The organism is Xanthomonas sp. SHU 308 (genome assembly GCF_000364645.1).
GTDB lineage: Bacteria > Pseudomonadota > Gammaproteobacteria > Xanthomonadales > Xanthomonadaceae > Xanthomonas_A > Xanthomonas_A sontii.
Window position 1 is genome coordinate 1 of record NZ_AQOK01000455.1, and the last position, 1,660, is coordinate 1,660.

The 1,660-nt window shown below is 73.6% G+C and carries 1 protein-coding gene; it reads right to left on the bottom strand.

What is annotated here, in order from left to right:
- Nucleotides 1-1,660: PepSY domain-containing protein (locus D588_RS0114465; protein WP_017916491.1), on the bottom strand; the 1,660-nt coding region annotated here is incomplete at both ends.

Below are 1,660 nucleotides of genomic sequence, written 5' to 3' on the forward strand. Positions count from 1 at the left end.
CCGTCTGTTCCGCGTCCAGCGCCTGTGCGGCGAGCCAGGTGCGGATCGCGTCGGCCGCATGGCAGGGCTGCACTTCCAGGATGTCGCCGGCATGCCAGTGCGCCTGCGGCGGCGGCACCAGGTCGATACGCCACACCGGCGCGCCGGCGCTGCCGGGATTGAGCAGGACGCGACCGGCCAGGCCCCAGTCCAGCGGCTCCGGCGCCTGCAGCACCGGCGCCGACGCCGCCACGCCGGTGAGCGCAGACAGTTGCCATTGCCACTGCGCCAGTGCCTGCGGATCGGCGTTGTCCACTTCCAGTGGCGGGAACAGCGCCTGTGCGCCCTGCGCGTCCAGCCAGTGCTGCAGCTCCCGCGAGAAGCCGCAGAACTGCGGGTACTGGCGATCGCCCAGGCCGAGCATGGCGTAGCGCAGCTCCGGCAGGGCCTGCGCCTGGCGCAGCACGCGGCGCACGAAGCCGCGCGCCGCGTCCGGCGGTTCGCCGTCGCCGAAGGTGCTGACCACGAACAGGACGCGCTGGGCGCCGCGCAGGTGCGCCAGCTCCAGCTGCGCCAGCGAACGCACCTCCACCGCCAGGCCGGCGGCCTGCAGGTGCGCGGCGGTCTGCCAGGCCAGGCGCTCGGCCAGGCCGCTCTGGCTGGCGAAGCCCACCAGCCAGGCGCCGGCGGCATCGCCGACCAAGCCCGGCAGCGCGCGCCGCGCTGCGCGCAAGGCGCGCTTCTTGCGCCGGCGATCCAGGTACAGCATCCAGCCGGTGACGAAGAACAGCGACATGCACAGGCTCGCCAGCAGCATCGCCACGCGCCCGGGCAGGCCGAAGAAGCTGCCGCTGTGCAGCGCGAACATGCTGGTCAGCAGGCGCCGGCCCAGCGGTTGCTGCCGATACTCCAGGTGGCGCAGGACGCGGCCACTGGCCGGATCGACCTCCACGCTGTCGTAGGCGCGGTCGTGCGCCGGATCGGGCGGCAGGTAGCGGGCCACGATCGGCTGGCCGCTGCGGCCAGGCAGACGCAGGTCCAGGTAGGCGCGCTGCGCGGCCGGCACGGTGGCGAGGGCCGCCTGCAGCCGCGCGTAGTCCACCGCCGGTGGCTTCCCGCCACGACCGCCCTCCTTCTCCTTGGGTGCGGCATCGCCGCCGAGCATCGCCACCAGCCCCTGCCGGTACCAGTCGTAGGACCAGTACAGCCCGGTCGCGGCGATCAGCAGGTACACCAGCAGGCACCAGGTGCCGATCACCGAGTGCAGGCTCCACAGGAAGCTGCGTCCCTGTCGGTTCCACTCCACCGCCCACCAGGCGCGCCAGCTCCACCAGCGCCGCGGCCATCGCAAATACAGGCCGGACAGGCAGAAGAAGATCAGCACGAAGGCGCAAACTCCGGTGACCGCCTTGCCGCGCTCGCCGGCGGCCAGGCGCCGGTGCAGGTCTTCGACGAAGGAGAAGAACCCATCCAGGCGCGGCGCCGGCAGCACCGCGCCGGTGTAGGGGTCGAAGTACAGGCGGCCGCCGTCGCGGCCGGGCAGGCGCACCGCGGACGGCCGCGTGCCGGTCGGATCGATCAACACGCGGTTGCTGCGGTGCGCCCCTTCCAGGTCCAGGCGCCGCGCCAGCTCGGCCAGCGGCAGCGGCTGCTCGCCGGCGGCATGACGCGTGGCGATGGC